This window comes from Pyruvatibacter mobilis, assembly GCF_012848855.1.
Classification (GTDB): domain Bacteria; phylum Pseudomonadota; class Alphaproteobacteria; order CGMCC-115125; family CGMCC-115125; genus Pyruvatibacter; species Pyruvatibacter mobilis.
Map to the genome: position 1 here is coordinate 2,138,032 of NZ_CP051630.1, position 14,139 is coordinate 2,152,170.

General features: G+C 65.0%; 13 protein-coding genes. 3 read left to right on the forward strand and 10 right to left on the reverse strand.

Going from position 1 to position 14,139, the window contains the following annotated elements; all coding sequences use genetic code 11:
• The first annotated feature begins 39 nt into the window (after positions 1-39).
• Positions 40-882, forward strand: a complete 843-nt coding sequence (locus tag HG718_RS09960; RefSeq protein ID WP_160588264.1) for an SDR family oxidoreductase — start codon at positions 40-42, stop codon at positions 880-882.
• Between the two features lie 42 nt (positions 883-924).
• On the opposite strand, the gene HG718_RS09965 is transcribed toward HG718_RS09960, so the two are convergent.
• The 8 genes from HG718_RS09965 to HG718_RS10000 form a co-directional block, all read right to left on the reverse strand.
• On the reverse strand, positions 925-1,755 hold the full coding sequence (locus HG718_RS09965; RefSeq protein WP_160588266.1) for a cell wall hydrolase: 831 nt from the start codon (positions 1,753-1,755) through the stop codon (positions 925-927).
• 620 nt (positions 1,756-2,375) lie between these two features.
• Complete coding sequence (gene ppdK / locus HG718_RS09970) at positions 2,376-5,045, reverse strand: pyruvate, phosphate dikinase (RefSeq protein ID WP_160588268.1); 2,670 nt, start codon at positions 5,043-5,045, stop codon at positions 2,376-2,378.
• 426 nt (positions 5,046-5,471) lie between these two features.
• Positions 5,472-7,574: a glycine--tRNA ligase subunit beta gene (glyS, locus tag HG718_RS09975; RefSeq protein WP_160588269.1), complete on the reverse strand. Its 2,103-nt coding sequence runs from the start codon at positions 7,572-7,574 to the stop codon at positions 5,472-5,474.
• On the reverse strand, positions 7,574-8,476 hold the full coding sequence (locus HG718_RS09980) for a glycine--tRNA ligase subunit alpha (protein ID WP_160588271.1): 903 nt from the start codon (positions 8,474-8,476) through the stop codon (positions 7,574-7,576). Before HG718_RS09980 ends, glyS begins: the two co-directional genes overlap by 1 nt.
• A 278-nt stretch (positions 8,477-8,754) precedes the next feature.
• Positions 8,755-8,961, reverse strand: coding sequence for a hypothetical protein (locus HG718_RS09985; protein ID WP_160588273.1), 207 nt, complete (start codon positions 8,959-8,961; stop codon positions 8,755-8,757).
• A gap of 51 nt (positions 8,962-9,012) precedes the next feature.
• Positions 9,013-9,957, reverse strand: a complete 945-nt coding sequence (locus HG718_RS09990; RefSeq protein ID WP_170080202.1) for a S49 family peptidase — start codon at positions 9,955-9,957, stop codon at positions 9,013-9,015.
• Between the two features lie 50 nt (positions 9,958-10,007).
• Entirely contained in the window at positions 10,008-10,823 is an 816-nt protein-coding gene (locus HG718_RS09995; protein ID WP_160588275.1) for a tRNA1(Val) (adenine(37)-N6)-methyltransferase, read from the reverse strand.
• Entirely contained in the window at positions 10,820-11,053 is a 234-nt protein-coding gene (locus HG718_RS10000) for a putative signal transducing protein (RefSeq protein ID WP_160588277.1), read from the reverse strand. Before HG718_RS10000 ends, HG718_RS09995 begins: the two co-directional genes overlap by 4 nt.
• A 239-nt stretch (positions 11,054-11,292) precedes the next feature.
• Here HG718_RS10000 and HG718_RS10005 point away from each other — a divergent pair, with 239 nt between their 5' ends.
• Together HG718_RS10005 and HG718_RS10010 are read left to right on the forward strand one after the other, a co-directional pair.
• Positions 11,293-12,312, forward strand: coding sequence for a polyprenyl synthetase family protein (locus tag HG718_RS10005; RefSeq protein WP_027844847.1), 1,020 nt, complete (start codon positions 11,293-11,295; stop codon positions 12,310-12,312).
• Between the two features lie 167 nt (positions 12,313-12,479).
• Positions 12,480-12,770, forward strand: a complete 291-nt coding sequence (locus HG718_RS10010; protein ID WP_160588279.1) for a GIY-YIG nuclease family protein — start codon at positions 12,480-12,482, stop codon at positions 12,768-12,770.
• Positions 12,771-12,880: 110 nt separating this feature from the next.
• Here the strand turns inward: HG718_RS10010 and HG718_RS10015 are convergent, their stop codons facing one another.
• Together HG718_RS10015 and HG718_RS10020 are read right to left on the reverse strand one after the other, a co-directional pair.
• Positions 12,881-13,771, reverse strand: a complete 891-nt coding sequence (locus HG718_RS10015) for a 4-(cytidine 5'-diphospho)-2-C-methyl-D-erythritol kinase (RefSeq protein ID WP_160588281.1) — start codon at positions 13,769-13,771, stop codon at positions 12,881-12,883.
• Positions 13,772-14,128, reverse strand: coding sequence for an MmcQ/YjbR family DNA-binding protein (locus tag HG718_RS10020; RefSeq protein ID WP_027844850.1), 357 nt, complete (start codon positions 14,126-14,128; stop codon positions 13,772-13,774).
• Positions 14,129-14,139 lie beyond the last annotated feature (11 nt).

Sequence of the window (14,139 nt, forward strand, 5' to 3'; positions counted from 1 at the left end):
CTGCCCTGAAAACAAAAAGATGTTTCAGGGAGACGGGTCATGAGCAAGACCAAGGCGGGCAACCGCAAATCAATTTTCATCACCGGGGCTGCCAGCGGCATGGGCCGGGCGACGGCAGAGCTGTTTGCGTCCAAGGGCTGGTTTGTCGGCGCGACGGATGTGAACGAGCTTGGCCTCAAATCGCTTGAGGCCGATATCGGGCCGGACAATTGCTTCATCTCAACGCTGGATGTGACGAGTGCCGAGGATTTCGGGGCCGTGCTGGAGGCGTTCTCGAAGGATACGGGCGGGACGCTCGACCTACTGTTCAACAATGCCGGCATCGGCAATGGCGGCTTTTTCGACGAGATGGATTTCGCCGACGTGATGGCGGTGGTGAACGTCAATTTCATCGGCGTGCTGCGCGGCATCCACATGGCCTATCCGCTGCTCAAGGCGACGCCGAACTCGCTGTGCTTCACCACGTCCTCTTCCTCCGCCACCTTCGGCATGCCGGGCATCGCGGTCTATTCGGCGACCAAGCACGCGGTGAAGGGCCTGACGGAAGCGCTGTCGATCGAGTTTGCGCGCCACGGCGTGCGGGCAGCGGACGTGCTGCCGGGGCTGATCGACACGGCGATCCTGCCGGAGGGCACCACCGACAACGCGCCGAGCGAGGGCATGTTCCGGCTGATGCCGGCGGACTCGGTGGCTGTGTGTGTGTGGGAGGCCTATCACACGCCGGAGAAGCTGCACTGGTTCGTGCCGGAGGAGATCGGTGATCTCGACAAGGCCGCCGGCAACACGCCGGAGCTCGTGCGCGAGCAGCTCAAATCCACCGGGCCGCTGGCAGAGCTGATCCGCAACATGGAAGAAGAAAGCAAGAAGGCCGCCTCTGCCTGAGACGGCCTTCCCGTTTGATCTTGCTATAAGCCCGGCTGGTGCCTAGCTGTCCTGCAGCGGCGCCGGCTTGGCGGGCTTGCGGTTGCCCCAGCGGTAGAAGACGTGCTTGCCGACGGTGGCCGTCTCTTCCAGCGTCGGGGCCCAGTAAGGCGCCACATAGTCAGCGTGGTAATGCGTGGCCTTGCCGGTCACTTCTTCCCACTTCACGTCCAGCATCACATAGGCGGCCAGGGCGCGGGAGCGGTCCCAGGCGGCCTTTTCGCGCGGAATGTCGCTCAGGCCGTCGCAGGTCCAGGAGAACTGGCAGCCCGTGGCCAGGTGCGCGCCCTGATAGACGACGCCGCAGATGGTGCGGGGGTAGCGCTTGTCGGCCACCCGGGTCAGCACCACTTCGGCCACGGCCAGCTTGCCCTTGGCGCCTTCGCTGCGGGCCTCGAAATAGATTGCTTCGGCGAGGCACTGGCGCTCGCGGGCAATTTGCTCTTCCGACAGCTTGGAGAAGCGCTTGGCGAGACGGTCCTCGCCGGCGATGTCGATGGCGTTTTCCACCACCGCGTAAAACGTGTCGTCGCTCATGGAACGGGTTACGGCCGGCAGGGTTATCACCGGGGCGCTGAGGCGGCCGCCGGCGACCCGCGCACGGGCCTTGGCGGTGACAGCCTTCACGTCCGGCGTCTCGCTGATGCTCAGCGCCGCCTGCTGCTGCGACGGGTCAGCTTCCCCGCCGAGGAAGGTAACCGCGGTGCTGCCGGCCAGCACAATGGCACCGGCGGCGGCGATGATGGCCGTCTTGCGTGTCCACTCCCGCCCCTCGGTGAGAGACCGGCAGCGATGACGGATCTGCGTCAAAACGGTGTCGAGCCTGTTCAGCATCGTCCTGTCTCCACATGGTCCGCATCGGGGTCTTGTGACCCTGATACTTGAGGCGGGCAGGCATCTTGCGGGCGCGCGCACATCTGCGCTGCGGCCCCTGGCCTTGCTCCACCCCCAGATTTGAAACCAAGCGGGCTTCCCAACCCGCATTCCCAGTGCCGGGCGCGATACGCGGGAGCATCTGGCTCCCCTGCGCCGGGCGGTTCCGGCGGGAATGGCACTCGTCCCATTCCCGGACCGGTCTTGGCGTCGTCGCAATCCCCGTGCCAGCGACAGCCGGTTTATCCCCGGCCTGTCCTGGCGCCTGATCGGGCGTTCTGCCCCTCGGAAAATGCGCCGGAAACTGTGTTTGTCCCGCCCCCTGCCCTGATGTGACAGATTTATGTGCGGGTGTCGGGGAGGGAGATAGCATTAAGGCCTGCCGCCTTCAAGCGGACAGCACTCACGCCCATGTTATCTGGCGCAACCCCTTGATTTTACAGGCAAAATCAGGCGCAGACCTGCCATGCACGGATGCCGCCCGTTTTTTACCGGACGAGCCGCATCCTGTGCCAGAATCAGACACTTCCAACCCGAAATATATTGCACTGCAGCAAAAACCGGCGGTTTCCCGCCTGTTTTTACCTGGTCGCGAGTGCGGCCTGGGCAGCGGCCAGGCGGGCGATGGGCACGCGGTAGGGCGAGCACGACACATAGTCGAGGCCGACTGTCTCACAGAAGGCCACCGAGGCCGGGTCACCGCCATGCTCACCGCAGATGCCGAGCTTGATGTCGGCACGGGTCGACCGGCCGCGCTCGGCGCCGATCTTCACCAGCTCGCCCACCCCATCGGGGTCCAGCGACACGAACGGGTCCTGCTCGATCAGCCCCTGCTCCGTATATGTCTTGAGGAACATCGCTGCATCATCGCGCGAAATGCCATAGGTCGTCTGCGTCAGATCATTGGTGCCGAAGGAGAAGAACTCCGCCGTCTCGGCGATGTTGTTGGCCTGAAGGGCTGCGCGCGGCAGCTCGATCATGGTGCCGACGAGATAGCTCAGCTTCTTGCCGGTCTCTTTCTCAACGTCACCGGCAATCGCCACGATGCGCGCCTTCAGCGTGTCCAGCTCCTGCTTCATGGCAACGAGCGGGATCATGATTTCCGGCGTCACCGGGGAGCCGGTCTTCTCGGCGGCGGCAATCGACGCTTCGAAGATGGCACGGGCCTGCATCTCGTAGATTTCCGGATAGGAAATGCCGAGGCGGCAGCCGCGATGGCCCAGCATCGGGTTGAACTCGTGCAGCTCATGCGCGCGCTGCTTCAGCTTGGCGGCATCAACGCCAGAGGCAGCCGCCACTTCTTCCATTTCTTCGTCCGACTGCGGAAGGAATTCGTGCAGCGGCGGGTCAAGCAGGCGGATCGTCACCGGCAGGCCGGACATGATCTCGAACAAATCGGTGAAGTCCTGCCGCTGCATGGGCAGGATCTTGTCCAGCGCCGCCTTGCGGGCTGACTTGTCGTGCTCGTCGGCGAGGATCATCTCGCGCACGGCGACAATGCGCTCGGCTTCAAAGAACATGTGCTCAGTGCGGCACAGACCAATGCCCTCGGCGCCGAACTTGCGCGCGGTCTCGGCATCCGCCGGGGTTTCCGCGTTGGTGCGCACCTTCATGCGACGGGCCTTGTCGGCCCATTCCATCAGTTTGCCGAAATCACCGGAGAGTTCCGGCTGCAGGGTCGGCACTTCGCCCTGCATCACCTGGCCGTTGCCGCCATCGATGGTGATGATGTCACCTTCAGAGATCGTCACGCCGCCGACGGTGAAGGTCTTTGCCGCATAATCAACACGGATCGTACCCGCGCCGGACACACAGGGCCGCCCCATGCCGCGGGCCACCACGGCCGCGTGGCTGGTCATGCCGCCGCGGGTGGTCAGAATGCCTTGGGCTGCGTGCATGCCGTGAATGTCTTCGGGGCTTGTTTCGATCCGTACCAGGATGACCTTCTTGCCTTCCTGCATGCACTCCACCGCGTGTTCGGCGGTGAACACGACGGCACCGGATGCCGCGCCGGGCGACGCAGGCAGGCCGGAGGCAATCACGTTGCGTTCCGCATCCGGATCAAGGGTCGGGTGCAGCAGCTGGTCCAGCGACGCGGGGTCCACGCGCTTCACGGCTTCTTCGGAGGAAATCAGTCCCTCATCCACCATGTCGCAGGCGATCTTGAGGGCGGCTTTCGCCGTGCGCTTGCCGTTGCGGGTCTGCAGCATCCACAGCTTGCCCTGCTGGACGGTGAACTCGATGTCCTGCATGTCGCGGTAATGGCCTTCGAGCTTCTTGTAGATGTCCACAAGCTGCCCGAACACTTCCGGCATGGCTTCCTCCATGCTGGGGGCGGTCGCACCGGCTGCCTCGCGGGAGGCCTTGGTCAGGTTCTGCGGGGTGCGGATGCCCGCCACCACGTCCTCGCCCTGGGCATTGATGAGGAATTCGCCATAAAATTCTTTCACGCCGGTGGACGGGTCGCGGGTGAAGGCGACGCCCGTGGCCGACGTATCGCCCATATTGCCGAACACCATGGCCTGCACGTTGACGGCAGTGCCCCAGCTTTCGGGGATGTTGTGCAGGCGACGATAGGTGTTGGCGCGGTCATTGCGCCAGGAGCCGAACACAGCCGAGATCGCGCCCCAGAGCTGGTCCTTCACATCCTGCGGGAAGGGCTGCTCCAGCTCGCGCTCAACAGCGGCCTTGTAGTGCTGGATGATTTCCTTCCAGTCATCGGCGGAAAGATCCGTGTCCAGCGTATAGTCGTTCTCTTCCTTGTAGACCTCGAGGATCTCCTCGAAGTGGTAGTGGTCCACGCCCAGCACCACGTCGGAATACATCTGGATGAAGCGGCGGTAGCTGTCCATGGCGAAGCGCTCATCGCCCGACAGCTTGGCCATCGCGCCCACGGTCTCGTCATTGAGGCCGAGATTCAGCACCGTATCCATCATGCCCGGCATGGAGGCGCGGGCGCCCGACCGCACCGAGACGAGCAGCGGGTTTGCGGTGTCGCCGAAGGTGGCGCCGACCAGCTTGCCGATCTGCTCAAGGGCATCATCAACCTGGTCGGACAGCTCGTCCGGGTACTTGCGGCCATTGTCGTAGTACCAGGTGCACAGCTCGGTGGTGATGGTAAAGCCCGGCGGCACCGGCAGCCCGAGATTGGACATCTCCGCAAGGTTCGCGCCCTTGCCGCCCAAAAGGTTGCGGTCCTCAGCGGACCCTTCCGCCTTGCCGTCGCCGAAGCTGTACACCCACTTGGTCATGGTCGTGTGCCTGTCTTGAGGTGGTGATGTGAATTCTGTGTGAACCCGCGACTCGTGCCGGACTCATGGAAGAGACAGGCGGTGCGGTCAAGGCATGGCTGGGTCGCAGCCACGGGAATCTTTGGATTGGCCGCTTGAGCCGCTGCGCTGTCGGGGGCGGGGGCAAACGAGATGCCCTCAGGTGCCGCCCCGAAGTGCCGCTCCACCCTCACCCGGTGCTCCGCACCGACCTCTCCCCCCACTTTTGCGGTCCGTCCGCAAAAGCGGACAGGAGCGGGAGAGGTAAAGTATTGGTCCCTCTCCCCTCGTGGGAGAGGGAGGGGCCCGCCGCGCAAACGACAGTTTGCACGGGGGGAGGGTGAGGGGGCGGCAGCGGTCGCGGTCACGCCCGGCCGCGCGTCATGGCCCGGGGCCACAGCCACTGCCCTAGCCCTCCACCTTGGAGAAGTCGGCGACGGTGTGCAGGGCGTCGCGGATCTGGGCCAGCAGCTTGAGCCGGTTGGCGCGGATTCTCGGGTCGTTGTCATTCACCCGCACACCGGTCTCGGTATCGAGGAACAGATCGACCGGCCCGCGCAGCTTGGCAAGCGCCGCCATGGCCCCGGCGAAATCTTCCTTCGCCACCGCCTCGCGCGCGATGCCGGTGGCGGCATCAATCGCCGCGTAAAGATCGCTCTCGGCCTTTTCGGAAAACAGCTCGGTGTTGGCCGTGCCGGAAACCGGCGCGCCGTCCTTCTTTTCCTCGATGCGCAGGATGTTGGCGGCGCGCTTGTAGCCCGCCAGCAAATTGGCCCCGTCATCGGTTGCCAGGAAATCCGACAGCGCATTGACGCGCTGGACGATCAGCCAGAGGTCGTCCTGGCCCTCCATTGCGAAGACCGCATCCACAAGATCATGCCGCGCCCCACGGTCGCGGAGATAGACCTTCAGGCGGTCGGCGAAGAAGGACAGGAGGTCGTCGAGCGTCGCATCGCGATCCTCTGCCTCGCGATTGTCACCGTCATAGCTCCATACGCTTCCCATCACCTGACGGATGGGAATTCGTATCTCGTTTTCGAGAATCGTCCGAGTGACGCCCAATGCGTACCGGCGAAGGGCGTAAGGATCTTTCGAGCCCGTCGGCTTCTCACCGATGTCCCAGAAACCGACGAGCGTATCCAGTTTCTCGGAAAGGGAGACAGCGATTGATACGGGAGCGGTAGGCACATCGTCATCAGCACTCTGGGGCGCATAGTGGTCTCGGATAGCATCTGCTACCTCGGCCACTTCACCATCTTCAATCGCGTAGTAGCGGCCCATGATGCCCTGAAGATCAGGAAACTCGTAGACCATGCCGGTCGTCAAATCCGCTTTTGCAAGGCGCGCGGCACGATCAACGTTGCCGCGATCGGCGCCGACATAGGGTGCGACGAGATCTACGGCGACACCCGCCACCCGCTCCATCTTGTCATGCACGGTGCCGAGCTTGGCGTGGAACACGACCTTCTTGAGGTCATCCACGCGGCTGTCCAGCGTGCGCTTCTTGTCTTCGTCCCAGAAGAAGCGCGCGTCGGAGAAGCGGGCGCGGAGGACGCGGCCATTGCCGTCGGCGATGGCGGTGCCGCCGTCTTCCGCTTCCACATTGGCGACGCAGATGAACTTCGCTGCCATGCCGCCGCTCTTGGGGTCGCGGACCGCGAAATATTTCTGGTTCGACCGCATGGTCGAGGTCAGCACTTCCGGCGGCACGTCGAGGAAGCTTTCATCGAACGACCCCATCAGCGGCACGGGCCATTCAACCAGCCCCGCCACCTCTTCCAGCAGCGCCTCGTCCTCCACCAGCTCAAGCCCCTGCGCCTCACACAGGGTCTTGGCTTCGTGCAGGATCGTCTGCATACGGATCTCCGCGTCCACCATCACCTTGGCGCGGTCAAGCCCCACCTCATAGTCTTCAAGGCGCGACACGGTGATCGCGTCGGGCGCCATGAAGCGGTGACCATAGGTGACGTTGCCGGACGTGATGACGGTGTCGTCGTTGAGCGCCACCTCGAAAGGCACCACCTCACCATCAAACGTGCAGACGATGGAATGCAGCGGCCGCACCCAGCGCAGCGTGCCCACGCCCCATCGCATGGACTTGGGCCAGGGGAATTTCTTCACCGTGTCGGGAATGATCTCGGCCAGCAGCTCCGGCACCGGGCGGCCCGGCTTGTCGATGACGGCGACGTAAAACGCGCCCTTCTTGTCCTCGCGCTGCTCGCAGTCGTCAACGCTTGCAAGCCCCGCCGACTTCAGGAAGCCCTCAAGCGCCTTTTCCGGCGCGCCGACGCGCGGGCCCTTGCGCTCTTCCTTGCGGTCGGGTGCCGCCCCCGGCAGGCCGCCGAGTGCCAGCATCAGCCGGCGCGGGCCATAATGGATGCGCGCCCACTCATAGGTGACGCCGGCCTCCACCAGCGCGTCCGTCACCATGCGCTGCAGGTCTTCCGCCGCACGCTTCTGCATGCGCGCGGGGATTTCCTCGCAGAAGAGTTCGATCAGGGTCTCAGGCATTACTCAGCCCCCTCGATCTGCGTCTTCAGATAGGCTTCGCAGCAGCCCTTGGCCAGGTTCCGGACCCGGCCGATATAGGCCTGGCGTTCGGTGACTGAGATGACGCCGCGGGCGTCCAGCAGGTTGAAGCGGTGGGATGCCTTCAGCACCTGGTCATAGGCGGGCAGCGGCAGCGCGGGCGTGTGGCTCAGCAGCCGCTCGCATTCCTTTTCCGCGTCGGCAAACTGGCGGAACAGGGCCTCGGTGTCAGCGGCGTCGAAATTGTGGTGGGAATATTCCACCTCCGCCTGGTGGAACACGTCGCCATAGGTGACCTTCTTGTCGCCCTCAGCGCCGTTGAAATCCAGTTCAAACCCGTTGTCGACGCCCTGCACATACATGGCCAGGCGTTCCAGCCCGTAGGTCAGCTCGCCGGACACGGGTGAACAGTCGATGCCGCCCACCTGCTGGAAGTAAGTGAACTGGGAGACCTCCATCCCGTCGCACCACACTTCCCAGCCCAGGCCCCAGGCGCCCAGCGTCGGGCTTTCCCAGTCATCCTCCACAAAGCGGATGTCATGCAGCTTGGGGTCGATGCCCAGCGCATAGAGGCTTTGCAGGTAGAGCTCCTGGATGTTGTCCGGGCTCGGCTTCAGGATCACCTGGAACTGGTAATAGTGCTGGAAGCGGTTGGGGTTCTCGCCATAGCGGCCGTCCGTCGGGCGGCGGGAGGGCTGCACATAGGCCGCGTTCCAGGGCTTGGGGCCGAGCGCGCGCAGGGTGGTCGCGGGGTGAAAGGTGCCCGCGCCCATTTCCATGTCATAGGGTTGCAGCAGCACGCAGCCCTGGTCCGCCCAGAAGCGTTGCAGGGTCAGGATCAGGCCCTGAAAGGATGTATCGGCCTTCGGCCGTGACGCGGTCATCGAGGCGCTTGGAACTCACCTGAAAAGGGTGAAACGGGGTCGGTGCGGGCCCGGATTTCCAGCAGGCGCCCCCTGGTGACCTGAAACCGCAGAATCGACAAGAGGGCTGCTATATGCCCGGGCGCGGCGGAACCTAGCCGCGCGGGTCATGCGGGGTCAAGGACGGGCTTGCCGGGGGGTGAGAGGGCCAGGAGGCTAGCCGCAGGCTGGTCGTTGGCTGACCGGCGGGCGACGCTGTGTCAGGGCACTGGCCCGTGTGCCGCCCGTGCGGCACGTGCCTAGCGCGGCTGGCGGTCGGTGGGGCGATAGACGCCGTCCTTGCCGGCTTCCAGCGTCTGGGCGTCGGATTTGCCGCTCATATGCTGGGTGGCGCGGCGGGCGGCCTCCTCCACGGCGGAACGGCGGCTAACACCCTTGTCCTTGAGCGTCCGCCAGGCGGCCACCGCGGCGACGATCAGCAGGGCCGTGAGGATGATGTTTCCCATCAAATTATCCCCTAGTCGTTGGGCCCCTTTGCCGGGCCCCGGAATCCGGGCCTAGAGCCCGAAGCGGTTCCAGTGCGCGCGGGCTTCCAGCGCCGCAAGCCCGGTTTCCACCAGATTTGCAGCCTCGCCCGCCATCATGGCGGCGGCAGATGGCGAAGCTGTGGCAGCTGCTGCGGGCGCACCGACTTCAGCAGCGTTCTTGTTGCGGCGGAACAGGCCGCCGGACACATGCACGAGCTTGAGCTTGGTCTTGTCGCCGAACTTCTCCTGCATCACCGCACGCATATCGCCCAGCCCGTCGATCAGGCCCAAAGTCTTGGCGGTGGCACCGGTCCAGAAGGCGCCGTTGAACAGCTCATCCTCCGGCGCGGACAGCTTGTCGCCCCTGTGATCGCGCACCATCTGCTTGAAGCTTTCGTGCACTTCTTCCTGCAGCTTCTTCAGATGCGCCACGTCCTTGGGGTTTTCTTCCTGGAACGGGTCGAGCATCGCCTTGCTGGTGCCCGCCGTATAGATGCGGCGTTCGACGCCCACCTTGTCGATCAGCTTCTTGAAGCCGAAGCCCGCCGAGACAACGCCAATGGAGCCGACGACGGAGTTTTCATCCGCATAGATCTCGTCGCCAGCCAGCGCCAGCATGTAGCCGCCGGAGGCGCCCACATCCTCGATGAAGGTAAAGACGGGCTTTTCATGCTCCTTGGCCAGCGCGCGGACGCGCTTGGTGATCAGCGCCGACTGCACGGGCGAGCCGCCGGGGGAGTTGATGGCGATGGCCACGGCCTTGGCCTGACTGTTGGTGAAGGCCGCCTCGAGGTCCGCCGCGCAGGAGGCCAGCGTCAAGGACGGGCTCAGCGGGGTGGACTGGCCGCCGATGACGCCGGTGAGGCGGACGACGGTGACGAGCGGTTCCGGCTCGCCCATCAGCTTGCGGGCGATGGGGCCGATCAGCGGCTGGTCGCGCAGGGCGCGCAGATTATCCTTGATTGCCATGGCCATCAGATAGTCACGCGCCCGTGAAAGCGCAAGCGGCGCGGCTGTCCGGTGCTTCAGCCGCCGATCTCGAGCGGGCGGCCCTTCCGGAGGATGTCCCAGGCATCCCCGGTAAACCGCGCATCCGCCCCGTGCAGCACCAGGCCGGGCAGCAGCTTCAGCGGGGCGCGGCTGCCCTTGGTGGCCTGCACGATGACGCGGGAGGCCGGTTTGCCGGTTGATCGCGGGGCCGGCCACAGGGGAAAGACCTGTGCGCCCCCTGCCCGGCCCTCAAGCGCTGCCAGCAGATCCCCCACCCGGTCAGCCCGGTGGATGAAGCTCAGCGTGCCGCCGGGGCGGACCATCCGCGTGGCGAACTTGACCCAGGCGTCCAGCAGCTCCTGCGGACCCGCAAAGGCGCGGGCGCGGGCATCTCCCGGCGGCGGGGTCGCCTCGCCTTCGGTCAGGAAAGGCGGGTTGGCGATGGCATGGTCGCAGGTTTCCGGTGCCAGGCCGTGCTCCGCCAATAAAGACGCCTTGAGCGTCACATCCGCCTCGATGAGCGACACCATGTGCGCAAGTTCATTGCGCTCGGCATTACGGCGGGCCAGCTCCAGCGCGCCAGCCTCAATCTCGACACCCAGCACCCGCGCGCCGGTCCGCCGGGCGAGGCACATGGCGGCGACACCGGGCCCGCAGCCGGGCTCGAGCACCAATTCGCCCTCCTTCGCCGGACAGGCGGCTGCCAGCATCACCGTGTCCACCCCGGCCCGGAAGCCCTGGCGCGGCTGCAGGCATTTCACCTTGCCGCTGAGGAAATCATCGTCCGAGGTCTCGATTTCCTGCACCGTTGGGGCGTCTGTTGGTGCTTCTGTGGGTGCTGTCCCGCTCATCCGCGGCTCTCCCCCACCGGCGGCACGTCGATGCCGGCGTCCACCAGCAGCGTGCGCGCCTGGGCCGCCTGGTCATCGCGCACGGCCAGCCGCCGCGGCAGCACCCCCAGCGAGCCTTCGACCACGCTCATATGCAGGTCGAGCAGCTGATAGGCGATGCCCGCATCCTTCAAGAGCGCTTCGGCGAAGGAGACGGTAACCGGGTCGTTGGTGCGCAGGAGTTCGATCATGGGCGGGGTGTTTCGCAGACCTAGGTGAAACAGGACGTGGATCCCGGCGGACCGGGAGCAGGCTCGAGTATTGTCCCTGACGCAGACGTGAAATGCGCGGCGGGGGGCCGCATGGTAGTTGACTTGACCAGCCAAGACCCGCACTTAGACTTCACATCATCGGGATTAGACCGCCCGATCAGGCCGCCCCGAAGGGCGCGTCTTTCCACCCTATCATGCAAAGGGCCAGCAGAAGAGACATGGGCGTCGTCGTTCCCCTTGAAAGTGACCGTGGCCAGGGCAGCGATGCTGTCGAGCGGCTGACGGCGCTTGTCGGCTCCGACATGGAGCGGGTGACCGAGCTGATCCTGTCCCGCCTCGCGTCACAGGTCGAGATGGTGCCGGAGCTTGCAGGCCACATCGTGGAAAGCGGCGGCAAGCGCCTGCGCCCGATGATGACGCTCGCTGCCGCCGAGATCTGCGGTTATCAGGGTACGGACCATGTGAAACTGGCCGCTGCCGTCGAGCTGATGCACACGGCCACCCTTCTGCATGATGACGTGGTGGATGAAAGCGACCTGCGCCGCGGCAAGCAGGCCGCGCGCAAGATCTGGGGCAACCAGGCCAGCGTGCTGGTGGGTGATTTCCTGCTCGGCCGCGCCTTCAAGCTGATGGTCGAGGTTGGTTCGCTGAAGGCGCTCGACATCCTGTCGTCGTCGGCCTGCGTCATTGCCGAGGGCGAGGTGCTGCAGCTTGCCACCACCAAGGACACGCGCACCACGGAAGATGCCTATCTGCAGGTGGTGAACGCCAAGACCGCCGCCCTGTTCGCCGCCGCCACGGAAGTAGGCGCGGTAGTGGCCGACCGGCCCGATTCAGAACAGGCGGCGCTGGCCTCCTACGGTCGCAATCTGGGCATCGCCTTCCAGCTCGTCGATGACGCGCTTGATTATTCAGGCCGCCAGGCAACGCTCGGCAAGACGGTGGGCGACGATTTCCGCGAAGGCAAGCTGACCCTGCCGGTGGTGCTGGCCTATCGCCGCGGCACGGCGGATGAGCGCGCCTTCTGGGAGCGCACCCTGCGCGACGGCGACCAGCAGGACGGCGACATGGAAAACGCCATCGCCATTATGGAACGCCATGGCTGCCTCGACGACACCATCGGCCGCGCCCGCCACTACGGCGCCATCGCCTGCGACGCACTCGCCATCTTCCCGGAAAGTGACATGCGCGACGTGCTGATCAGCCTCGTGCATTTCTGCGTCAACCGCAGCTACTAGGCTGAAAGCGCCAGATTACTGAGAGACCCTCCGGTCAAGCCGGAGGGATAGCGGTTTTTGGTTGGGGTTGAAATAGTGCCGCTCATCCTCCGGCTTGACAGGAGGATCTCTCTCACCCTGCCTGAGCCCCCCTTGACGCCCCCAGCCCCTGCCGTTGCACTTCCGCAATGGCCTTCTTCGTCTACATCCTCACCAACAAGCCCGGCGGCACGCTCTATGTGGGCTACACGGATGACCTTGCCAGGCGACTGACCGAACACCAGTCCAAAGGCGCGCCCGGCTTTTCAGCCCGATACAATCTGCTGCGCCTGGTGCATTTCGAGGCATTCGACAGCCGCGAGGAAGCCAGGCAACGCGAGCGGCGGCTCAAGCACTGGATCCGCGACTGGAAGGTGTCGCTGATCGAGGCCGACAATCCGGATTGGGACGATCTGACGGGCCGCGTGCCGCACTTCTAGGGTGTCTGCCAGATTATCAAGAGACCCTCCGGTCAAGCCGGAGGGATAGCGGTATATGGTTGGGGTAAAAAAAATTCCGCTCATCCTCCGGCTTGACCGGAGGATCTCTCTCAGCCCGCCTGAGCCTTAATGCCCTCCCCCAGCACCTTCGCCGCTTCGACCCACCAGCCATCGCGGCGCACGGCCTTGGCCGCGGCAGCGGCGGCCGTTTCTGTCGCATAGAGGCCGAAGCAGGTGGCGCCGGAGCCGGACATGCGGGCGAGGAGGCAGCCTTTGGTGGCAGCGAGCGCCTGCAGGGTTGCGCTTACCTCGGGCACCAAAGCGCGGGCTGCGGGTTCGAGGTCGTTGCGGCAGGTGCCGAGAAAGCGGGTCAGTGCCTGAGGCGACGGCAGGCTGCCGGGCCAGAACGTGTCGCTGTCGCGGGTTGCAGGCGGGGCATCAAGCGCCTTGAAGACCGGCCCGGTGGGCACCGGCGCGCCGGGATTGGCCAGCACGCACCACAGGTCAGGCAGGCCGGGGGCCGCCGCAATCCGCTCGCCGATGCCGGACATGATTTTAGGTGTCGGCGCGTGCACGCAGACCGGCACATCCGCCCCCAGCGCCAGACCCATCTCCGCCAGCGCCGCGGGCGTGTGGCCGAGGCCCCACAGCGCGTTGAGTGCGCGTAAGGCCGCCGCGCAATCTGCCGAGCCGCCACCGATGCCTGCGGCCACCGGCAAATGCTTGTCGAGAATGATCCGCGCGCCCCGGCCCGCGCCGTCATCCAGAAGCTGCGCTGCCTTCAGCACCAGATTATCCGTGTCCGGTGTATCAGCCAGGGCGGCCGCATTGGGGCCGGTCACCTCGAACGAAAGGCCGTCCGCAGGCTCAACAGTCAGCCGGTCGCCTGCACCGGCAAACACCACCAGGCTTTCCAGCAGGTGATAGCCGTCGCCGCGCTTTCCCAGCACGTGCAGGGTGAGATTGATCTTGGCGGGGGCGAACTCGGTTACGGCGGTCACTTACAGCAATCCCAGTTCGCGTTGCTTCTTCTTCGACAGGCCCGCCGCCACCATGGCGTGGGAGGCCCTGATGTAGTCCCGAAGCTCATCGTCACTCAAGCCCGGCGCCGCATAATGCTGCACCCATTTGAGCCCGCGCGACGCCATGTAGGGTGCCGGGCGCACGCCGGGCAGTTGCGGCAGCACTTCAAAGCTCATGTCGCTGACCTTGAACGTGAAGGCAGGCTCCTTCTCATCCCATCCGCCGATGGCAAAGACCTTGCCGCCCACCTTCCACACATGCGCCCCGCCCCACTGCACCACATGGGTGGTGGCGGGCAGGCTCTGGCAGAACGCATTGAAGTCATCGCCGGTCATAGCAAGCCGCA

Excerpts from the sequence above, each read along its gene's own strand:
- HG718_RS09960 (WP_160588264.1), top strand. The coding sequence starts at position 40 with ATGAGCAAGACCAAGGCGGGCAACCGCAAATCAATTTTCATCACCGGG.
- HG718_RS09965 (WP_160588266.1), bottom strand. The coding sequence starts at position 1,755 with ATGCTGAACAGGCTCGACACCGTTTTGACGCAGATCCGTCATCGCTGC.
- ppdK (WP_160588268.1), bottom strand. The coding sequence starts at position 5,045 with ATGACCAAGTGGGTGTACAGCTTCGGCGACGGCAAGGCGGAAGGGTCC.
- glyS (WP_160588269.1), bottom strand. The coding sequence starts at position 7,574 with ATGCCTGAGACCCTGATCGAACTCTTCTGCGAGGAAATCCCCGCGCGC.
- HG718_RS09980 (WP_160588271.1), bottom strand. The coding sequence starts at position 8,476 with ATGACCGCGTCACGGCCGAAGGCCGATACATCCTTTCAGGGCCTGATC.
- HG718_RS09985 (WP_160588273.1), bottom strand. The coding sequence starts at position 8,961 with ATGGGAAACATCATCCTCACGGCCCTGCTGATCGTCGCCGCGGTGGCC.
- HG718_RS09990 (WP_170080202.1), bottom strand. The coding sequence starts at position 9,957 with ATGGCCATGGCAATCAAGGATAATCTGCGCGCCCTGCGCGACCAGCCG.
- HG718_RS09995 (WP_160588275.1), bottom strand. The coding sequence starts at position 10,823 with ATGAGCGGGACAGCACCCACAGAAGCACCAACAGACGCCCCAACGGTG.
- HG718_RS10000 (WP_160588277.1), bottom strand. The coding sequence starts at position 11,053 with ATGATCGAACTCCTGCGCACCAACGACCCGGTTACCGTCTCCTTCGCC.
- HG718_RS10005 (WP_027844847.1), top strand. The coding sequence starts at position 11,293 with ATGGGCGTCGTCGTTCCCCTTGAAAGTGACCGTGGCCAGGGCAGCGAT.
- HG718_RS10010 (WP_160588279.1), top strand. The coding sequence starts at position 12,480 with ATGGCCTTCTTCGTCTACATCCTCACCAACAAGCCCGGCGGCACGCTC.
- HG718_RS10020 (WP_027844850.1), bottom strand. The coding sequence starts at position 14,128 with ATGACCGGCGATGACTTCAATGCGTTCTGCCAGAGCCTGCCCGCCACC.